Source organism: Acidocella facilis ATCC 35904 (genome assembly GCF_000687875.1).
Taxonomy (GTDB): domain Bacteria; phylum Pseudomonadota; class Alphaproteobacteria; order Acetobacterales; family Acetobacteraceae; genus Acidocella; species Acidocella facilis.
Genome location: NZ_JHYG01000031.1, coordinates 1 through 9,477, shown reverse-complemented (window position 1 = coordinate 9,477; position 9,477 = coordinate 1). Strand labels below are relative to the sequence as shown.

The 9,477-nt window shown below is 56.5% G+C and carries 5 protein-coding genes and 1 pseudogene; 4 read left to right on the top strand and 2 right to left on the bottom strand.

What is annotated here, in order from left to right; translation table 11 throughout:
- From T331_RS0116425 to T331_RS0116410, 4 genes are all read left to right on the top strand, one after another.
- Positions 1–266: hypothetical protein (locus tag T331_RS0116425; protein ID WP_026440808.1), on the top strand; the 266-nt coding region annotated here is incomplete at its 5' end.
- A 43-nt stretch (positions 267–309) separates the two neighbouring features.
- On the top strand, positions 310–2,613 hold the full coding sequence (locus T331_RS0116420; RefSeq protein WP_026440807.1) for an SIR2 family protein: 2,304 nt from the start codon (positions 310–312) through the stop codon (positions 2,611–2,613).
- 465 nt (positions 2,614–3,078) lie between these two features.
- Entirely contained in the window at positions 3,079–6,054 is a 2,976-nt protein-coding gene (locus T331_RS0116415) for an N-6 DNA methylase (protein ID WP_162173922.1), read from the top strand.
- Positions 6,051–6,716 carry a hypothetical protein gene (locus T331_RS0116410; protein WP_026440805.1) on the top strand — a complete coding sequence of 222 codons (666 nt, stop codon included), beginning with the start codon at positions 6,051–6,053 and terminating at the stop codon, positions 6,714–6,716. Before T331_RS0116415 ends, T331_RS0116410 begins: the two co-directional genes overlap by 4 nt.
- A 353-nt stretch (positions 6,717–7,069) precedes the next feature.
- On the opposite strand, the gene istB is transcribed toward T331_RS0116410, so the two are convergent.
- Positions 7,070–7,852: an IS21-like element helper ATPase IstB gene (gene istB, locus T331_RS0116405; RefSeq protein ID WP_026440804.1), complete on the bottom strand. Its 783-nt coding sequence runs from the start codon at positions 7,850–7,852 to the stop codon at positions 7,070–7,072.
- A pseudogene (gene istA / locus T331_RS18845) lies at positions 7,842–9,368 on the bottom strand (IS21 family transposase). The gene istB and the pseudogene istA overlap by 11 nt, the downstream one beginning before the upstream one ends.
- Positions 9,369–9,477: the final 109 nt, after the last annotated feature.

The window sequence follows — 9,477 nt, the reverse complement described above, 5'->3', positions numbered from 1 at the left end:
GGCCTTGGTGCATGGGGTTTGTCGCCGCGATGAAATTGCGCTGGAAGGCGTGGGCGCCATTACTCAACGCAAAAAACATTCAATACGGCCTCCTGCTGCCAATCCTGCTCTACTGCGCCGACGAACTGGCTATCCCCGCCGGGCCGCCGCCCAAAGGCATCGACATAAAATCGTACCTCAAGACCGCCTATCACGACATACCCATCGTCGTGCCAGCAATCAGAGACTTCTGGATGCCCCAGCGCGTCGCAGAGACATCACGGTAAAGTCCAGCCCCATGCAGTGGGGGCCTCGCATCGGTTACGTAAAGTGGGTATCACCTCACCGGATGGATATGATCTGGACACTGCGGCGGAGGAGTTCCGAAACGTCCACGACGATGAGGCAACCATCATTGCGCTGCATTCCAACTTCAGGACCAAGACATACACTGACGATCAAGCGACTATCGTCACCCAGCCCTGGAGACGAATATACACGACCAATTACGACGATGTTATCGAGACGATTTGCTCGGACAACCGCAAGCCAATCACGACTCACGGCGTAAACGACCCGGTGGGCCAACCAATGCCGGGAACAACCCAGCTCCTGCATATATATGGCAACATAGGTCGAGCTTCAGCTCGCGAGTTCGCAACGACCTTTCTCTTAACCGAGCGACAGCGAGACAATTCTCCCTTCCTGACGTCGCCGTGGATGCGCGCATTTCATAACGACATACTCGCTGCTTCGAGCCTTATCTTCGTGGGCTTTTCGCTGACTGATATCGACATCCGGAGGCTTCTTGGCCTCTTGCCTCCCGATGCTCTGCAAAAGATTCATTTTGTGAACCACCCCAGTACAAAGAAGCCGATCCTCACGCGCATGAGCAGGTTCGGAACTCCGCACCCCATCGGACTTTCTGCCTTAGCCTCTCACTTGGGAATGAAGCGATCAGGTGCACCCGTCAAATCCGACACAGTGCTGCCCGTCGCGATGCATGAAATATTCTTCACCCCGCAGGTAACGGCTTCGATTTCGGCTCGTGACATCGAACAACTTTTTGTCTCCGGATCGACAAATATAGACAAGCTGTCGCAAGCTGATATCTCCGCCAAGCCGGGTGCTTACACAATATCTCGAAGCCGCAACGCTTACGCCCGTGCAGGAAACAACGCATCCGGTAGCATGCCCATCTTGGTATATGGCGACATCGGTAATGGCAAGACGATTTTCGCAGATCAGATTGGGTACCAATATGCCCAAAAGAATTACCGTGTCTTTAAATTCCAGCGAGAGCCGGACAATGTCGGCGACGTTCTGGCTTATCTGCAAGGGCTGGACGAGCCTGCGCTCCTAATTTTCGACGACGTCATGCGATTTCCCAAGCTACCAACGGCGATCCTGGAAATGAGAAAAAGCAACCTCGTCATTCTGGCTACGGTCCGAACGAGCTTCCGTGACACATCTGCATCTGCGGTGAAATCTCGGCTCGCGAACGTCACATCAATTGAAATCGACCTCGACAGCCCGCTACGCGAGGAAGCGGTACGAATCGTCGAGTACCTTACGTCTAATGGCCTGCTGGGGAAATATTCGGATTTCTCAAATTCGGAGAAGCTGCAGTTTGTGGAGCGCACCTGCGGCGGCCAACTCCGCGATATCGTCCTCAGCCTTTTTGAGACAGGCGTCCTACACGCTAGGGTGGAGGAGCTTCTGGTCAATATCCAGAAACTCGACAAAAGCGCCCGGGACCTCATCATCTTTAGCGCTGTCCTTACGGAGGCTGGATATCAAGATCTATCGGAGATTTGGCTCCTCTCCCAGTTACTCGACTATTCAGGTGCCTTCGAGGAACTGAGAGCCTCCTTGCTTAAAAATGAGCTTGGCAGCCTTGTTCGGATCGACGAAGGCGATCTCAGCATTCGGTCTCCAGCACTAGCAGAATTCATCCTCAAGCGTGTCTTCAATCTAGAAACTATCCTTGACGTAGTGAAGCGTGGCCTGACTTCGGTCGACAACCACTTCGCTAGCGAAGATGATCTTGTGAAGATGGCGAAGGGGCTTCTTAAATTCTCGGTCTATGGGCGGATCATCAAGAGCAATCGTGAAAATGCAATCGTCGAAAAATTCTACGATGATTGCCGCTTGTTCTCGTTTGCCGTCGACGACCCGTTATTTTGGGTACAGAGGTCGATATGCACTATGAATGCTAACGAGTTCGATATCTCGTTCCGTTTTATCGAAACTGCCTATGGTTTGGCAGCGCGCCGTATGAACTGGGATACCTACCAAATCGATAATCACAAGGCCCGGGTGCTGCTGACCCAGTCGCGTGAGACCGGCGTCAGCGCGGATGGCAGCCGTGAACGAGACGCCATCTCATTGTTGCAGTCAGTGTTGACTAGGAAAAATGACGATCTCTATCACCCGCTTTCTGTGATGCGGATTTATGCCGAAATCGTCGATAAATACTTGCACACTCTGACCGCGGCGCAGAAGCCTCCCCTGAAGCAATCGATTGAGACTGCTATTCGGAGCATCTCAAAGTTTAAGCATCCCGGTCGCTTTAGAAATCTAGTCGAATTGCGTAACCGGCTCGCAGGCGCGGTCAAAGAACTGTCAATTTGATCGTAGAAATCAATTCGAGGCAACAGCCCCCTGGTCAATTCGCTTGGTCACGTAGTACTTTGACGTCGGCTACAGCCGCATTTCTGAGCTCATAAACGACGCCCCCTGGAGACCATCCGCCTCGGCAAGCGTCGCCTCCTCCGGTACAGCAGCCTCCAGAACCTCGCCGGAGGTAGAGGGCCGGAGGGCGGCCGGCCATGACCGGAGCAGAATCCTCGTTACGCCAAGCGCCGATTTAGACCGAAACCTTCCAAGTTATGGAATGGACTGCGCATGCGCTTAGTCAGGGTGCTGCGCCAAGTCACGTGCTAAGTCGCTCGTCTAATTGAAAAATTTAGTAGAAGGCACTGATTTTAAATAACTCTTGCTTGAATTAATGCTCTCTGGCAGAACTGCCTTAGCATGGCGGCCGTACACCTAACCAAATGGCTACAAGCCCTCGGCTACGAGCGGCTTGGTGACGCCTTGATCACCGATGCCGCAGAGATCGGCTCGAGGCCCTATGCGGCTGAACTCCACGACCTGCTATGCGAGGATGGCGAATTCCGCCTTAATGCGGTATTTTTGGTCGAAGAGACACCGACCATCTGTTTCGTCGAGGAAGCACAGGTCCCGACTGCGGAAGCCGTGGACGCTATTCGCCAGCGGCTTTGGAATCAAAACCTCGCCTCTGCTCTGTTGGTCATCTCCGAGGGCCAGATCCGCGCCTACTCCATCCCGAAATGGAAAAATGCTCTGAGCTGCGACACCCTCAATCACGCAGATGCAGGCCCCGACGGGCCGTGGTCGGCTGGCGAGGTGCTTTCGTCCGAGCTTCAGCAAAGGCTCGAGGATTGGTTCGACCCCAGCCGACGGGTTGATCGAGATCTTTTGAGACAGCTCTCTAATGCTGTGACGCAGCTTACATCCGGGGAGGTGCCCCTGATTGCGCGACAGATCGATGCGCAGATGCTCCTCGCTCAGGTCCTGTTTATTTCGTATCTCGAGCATCGCGGGATAATCGGTGACGAGTACCGGATCGCCCATGAGCTGAAGACGCTGCGTGAGTTTATTGATGCCAGCAGCGGACGGGACATCGATAAGCTCATTGCGCAGCTCAAAGTCGACTTTAATGGCGACTTCCTGGAGCCGTCGGAAATCACCTGGGCGAAGCTTCCGGCCGACGCTTTGCGGATCGTTGGGCGTCTTCTTTCACGCGTCGATCTTGAGACTGGCCAGACCGACTTCTGGAACTACGACTTCAGCCAAATTCCCGTCGAACTATTGTCTGGAATTTACGAAACCTTCCTTCAAGATGAAAGGAAGATCGACGGAGCCTACTACACCCCTCGAGTTTTGGCCGAACTCGCCATAACCCAGGCTTTGTCTGGCATCGAAGACCCTACGTGCCTAAAGGTCTACGACGGCGCTTGTGGTTCTGGAATCCTGCTTACAACAGCCTTCCGTAAGATTGTCGCCCATAAGCAATCCGACCTGGGTAGGGCGCTTGAAATTGGCGAACGCATCTCACTTCTCGAAAATACGATTTATGGCGGTGACGTGAACCGGATTGCATGCCGCGTGACCGCGTTCAGTCTCTATCTCTGCCTGCTGGAACGTCTCTCTCAGCGCGATCTAGTTCACCTCCAGCAGGATCATGATTGCAAGCTACCGAAGTTGATCGGAGGTAACATCGCGGAAGGAAAGGAGCATGGCGATTTCTTCTCTGACACCAACCCTTTCTCGGCGTCCGGGAAGTTCGACGTTGTGGTATCCAATCCGCCTTGGCGCGAGCTGAGGAACGACGAGGGAGCTAATGCCACTGAGTGGGCAGCACGCAACAACGTGCGCATGCCGCATCGGCAGATTGCCGCTGCCTTTGCGGCAAAGGCGGTCGAGGCTGCGAAGTCAGGTGCTCGAATCGTCCTAATCCTCCCCACCTCATTGATCACAGCCCCGACCAACGCGGATTTCCTCCGCCAATTCACAACCCGCGTTCAGTTGGCCCGGATGGTGAACCTCGCCGACTTCCGGCGGCTGCTGTTCGCGCAGGCGGAGCATGCATGCACCGTCCTGGTGGCGACGAACCAGCCCGGCCTATCGGATGGACGCGTCGAAGGCCATCTTGAGTACCTGATGCCCAAGTGTGACATCAGCTTCGCGTTCAACCGGTTGACGCTCCACGACTACGACAAGATTGAGGTTGCAAGGGCCTCCCTTGTTGCCGGTAATGATGAACTGAGACGCCGCTTCTGGGGCAGTCATCGGGACGAAGCATTGTTCCACCGGCTGTCTGCGCTGCCTAACCTTGGTGACTGCATCGAAACGGAGCGATGGCGGATCGGAAAGGGGTACCACAAGAAGGATGGTTCTAAGTCCATCAACCCTCGGCGGCTCGCCGCCTTCCCTTTCCTGGCGACCTCGGAACTGAACGCACCGAGCTTGAGTGTTACCACCCACTCTCTGCAGCCAGTCCCCGTGAAGGACGGCGTCGCCAGCTATGGCGACTTCGCCCTTTATGAGGGGCCGAGGGTGCTTTGGCCAGACGGCACGTCCCCTGAGCTGGAGATAAGAGCTGCGTACAGTCATCTTCGCTTCTGTTTCCCCTCTGGGGTCGGTGCCCTCAGTGTCGGGACGCAAGACGATGCGATAGCCCGCCTTCTGACGTGCTACCTCCGCTCCAGTCTGGCCAGTTACTGGTTGATCCTCACCGGCTATTCAGCGGCTGCTGAGCGGGCGCGAGTAACTGTGAAAGAGATCAAGTCTCTCCCCTTTATCCATCCGAAGCGGCACTCAAACGAGGCCTCTGCCACTAAGCTCATTGATGAAGCTCACGCCCTTGTGGCCACGTTCGAAACGCCACATGGTCAGATCTTCTCCGAGAACTACTACACAGATGCCCGTCGCAAACTCGACCAGCTGATCTTCGACTACTTCGGCTTGAGGGACAATGAACGCGCGCTAATAGAAGACATGGTGCAATTGGTCGCGCATAGCCTCCAGCCCACGAGCTACGCCGAGCTGTATACGCCGCTTCAAGACAAGCCTACAGCCGATGCACAGGGAGCTTACGTGCGCGAATTGCGTCGTGGCCTTGACGCGTGGAGTCGTCGTGGAAAGGGGGCAATCCGGGTCAGCCTTGTTGAGAGAGCGGGCTTCAAGACTCCCCTCGATATTGTGCATGTCGCACTCTCAGACGATGCCTCCAAAGTGAAACGTCCGAACCCACACGGCTCCTCGATCGCGGCACTGCTTGAAGCCATCGATGTGGAAGCGGCGCAAGGAAGGGCCATCGACTTCTTCGCTATGCCGAACTCCATCTTCGTCTGGGGAAATGATGTCTATCTAGTGAAGCCATCACGTATGCGCTTCTGGACCAGGAGCGCGGCGCTCCGTGACGCAGACGAGGTAGTCGAACTGCTCGTGGGTGAGCGAGCCGCCGCTAAGGTGAAATCTGCTTGAAGCGCGTTCTGGCCACGCCCACAGCTGCCGAGACTCTGTTTCCTGATCCCCAGGTCGGCGAATTCCTGGACTACGTGCGCGACGTTTGGACGGAGCTGAAGGCCGTTCGTCCTGCTTGGTGGGCAGAGAAGAAGGAAACAACCCTAGTCGCCGGCCTATTTCACGCGCTGAACGATGACAATCGGAGACAGGAAACCGGGATCGTCTGGGGGCACTTTGTACACGAAGCCTCTGATGTGGAGCTCGATGCGAAAGGCATGCCGAAGTACAGAGGTAGAACCGACATCAAATTCATCTACGCGGCCAACATGGGGCCGGAGCTGGTGCTTGAGTTCAAACGTCTCGATAACAAGCGGCCCTTGCGAAAGAAGTACGCCAGCGAAGGCGTAGGCAGATTTGCCTCAGGAAAGTATTCGAGCAGAACCGACATGGGCATCATGGTCGGTATGGTCAATGGTTGCGTCATAACGGAGAAGGCGCAACTTTGCGCATACTTGAGTGAAACCAAGGTCGTAACTGAACTTTCATCCCAACCGATCACCCATCCAGCTTATGGTGATCCGTCCAAACACGGTGCGTTGGCTTTTGACACCAAGCACGCGCGCCCCGCGCATTGTCTCGCGAACATGATCGTCGTGGGCCACATGCTGCTGGAGCGCTAATGTGGATGCGCCTTGGTCGACCCGGCCAAAGACTCGCGTTCGGGAGGGCTAAGTGGCCTCCGAATGGCCGGCATGGGGCGGGGCGGAACCAGCAGATGGGTTCCCCTCTCCTTCCCCCCCAACCGCCTGTATGGCACAGCTGAGCACGGAAAGGCCTTGGCAGCGCCGCACATTGGCACCCCCATGCAAGCCGATGAACGACCTTAGAATCGTAAAAGTCGCCTCCACCACCCTGTAATTCCACAAACTACGAATCTGAGGGTCAGGATGTTGATTTTCACTGAGATCTGACCCGGGATTTTCATCGAGAATTGACCCGGGTTGAAGATATGTCTCGCGTTGTGTGGGACGGGTCAAGTTGCTGTGGATTTATCCTTTCTGGTTTTTGGTCTGTTGGTGCTGTCCTTGAAGCGGAAGCTGTCATTACCGGTCTCGATGATGTGGCAATGATGGGTCAGGCGGTCGAGCAGCGCTGTGGTCATCTTGGCATCACCGAACACTCCGGCCCATTCGCTGAAACTGAGGTTGGTGGTGATGATGACGCTGGTGCGCTCATAGAGCTTGGAGAGCAGGTGGAAGAGCAGCGCGCCGCCTGACGGACTGAACGGCAGGTATCCGAGCTCATCGAGGACTACGAGGTCGAGGCGCAGTAGGCGTTCGGCCAGCTGGCCTGCTTTGTTCAATGCCTTCTCTTGCTCAAGCGCATTGACCAGATCAACGGTGGCAAAGAACCGGACCTTCTTGCGGTGATGCTCGACCGCCTGCACGCCCAAGGCGGTGGCGACGTGGCTTTTGCCGGTTCCGGGGCCACCGATCAGCACGATATTGTCGGCACCATCCATGAACTCGCCGCGGTGTAATTGCCGGATCAGAGCCTCATTGGCCTCGCTGGCGGCAAAGTCGAAGCCGGTCAGATCCTTGTAAGCAGGGAACCGGGCCGCCTTGATCTGGTAGGAGATGGACCTGACCTCGCGCTCGGCCATCTCCGCCTTGAGCAACTGCGAGAGGATCGGCACGGCCGCATCGAAGGCAGGCGCACCTTGTTCGATCAGGTCACCAACAGCCTGGGCCATGCCGAACATTTTAAGGCCGCGCAGCATCACCACCACGGCCGCACTGGCGGGATCATGACGCATGGCGCTGTCCCCTGTCACGAAGGGTGTCATAGCGCTCAACATTGGCTACCGGTTCTCGTGCCAGGCGCAGGGCCTGAGGGGCGTCGATCGGGGGCGCCGGCGGGGCCTTGCCGTCGGTCAGCCGGTGCAGAACGTTGATGATATGAGTCTTGGTCGCAACGCCGGCTTCAAGTGCAAGCTCGACGGCGCATAGAACGGCCTGCTCATCATGCTGGAGAACCAGGGCCAGGATCTCGACCATCTCCCGATCACCACCAGATCGCTTGAGCAGCTGGCCTTGCAGTTGCTTAAAGCCTTCAGGCAACTCGGCAAACGGCGCACCATTGCGCAAAGCCCCTGGTTTGCGCTGGATGACGGCGAGATAATGTCGCCAATCGTAAACCGTTCGTCCCGGCAGGTAATGGGATCGCTCGATGATCCGGGCATGCTCGCACAACACCTGTCCCTCGGCGGCGATAACGATCCGTTCCGGGTAAATCCGCAGGCTCACCGGCCGGTTGGCAAAGGATGCCGGCACGCTGTAGCGATTGCGCTCAAAGTTCACGAGGCAGGTCGGCGACACACGCTTGGTGTGCTCGACAAAGCCATCGAAGGGACGCCCTAGTGGCATCAGATGGCCCCGTTCAGCTTCATGCGCATCGGCGGTGGTGCCCGGCAAAACCCCATGCTGAATCTGCCCCCATTGCTCAATGCAGCGTGCCTCAAGCCAGGCGTTGAGCGCATTCAAATCAGCAAAACTGGGCAATGGTTGCCATAGCCGGCGCCGTGCATCCTGCACGTTCTTCTCAACCTGACCCTTCTCCCAGCCCGATGCCGGATTGCAAAAATCCGTCTCGAACAGATAGTGGCTGGCCATGGCGGCAAAGCGGGCATTGACCTGCCGGGCCTTGCCCGTGCCGATCCGGTCAACGGCGGTCTTCATATTATCGAAGATGCCACGCTGGGGAACGCCTCCAAGAACCCGGAACGCCTCGGCCAGGGCATCGAACAGCATCTCGTGGGTCTGCAGCAGATAGGCCCGGACGATAAATACCCGGCTATGCGACAGCTTGGTATGCGCCACCTGCAGCTTGGTCCGCTCGCCAGCAATCACCGCCCAGTCCTCGCTCCAGTCAAACTAGAACGCCTCGCCGGCCGCAAAGGCCAGCGGCACGAAGGTTCCGCGGCCGCTGGTCTGTTGTTCAAGCAGCCGATCAGCCGTCCAGCCACGGGCAAAGGCCGCGACGCGCCCATAGGAACCGTCATAGCCCAGCGCCACAAGATCAGCGTGCAACTGCTTTGCCGTGCGCTTTTGTTTACGTGATTTGCTAGCCTCCTGCCGAAGCCACCCCGTCAGCTTCTCAGCAAAAGGGTCCAACTTGCTTGGCCGATCGGGGAGCTTGAATTGCGGCTCCACCGCATCTGACCGCAAATATTTGCGGATCGTATTCCGCGACAATCCGGTACGCCGCTCAATCTCACGGATCGGGATATGCTGCCGAAGATGCCAGCGACGAATTACGCTCAATAACGCCATGTCGATCACTCCTAAATCCCCTGATCAAAGCCAGGGAGGGGTCAAAACATGGGTCAGGTCTCAGTGAAAATTCCGCGCCTAAAGGGTCAATTCTCAGTGGCACTCAACA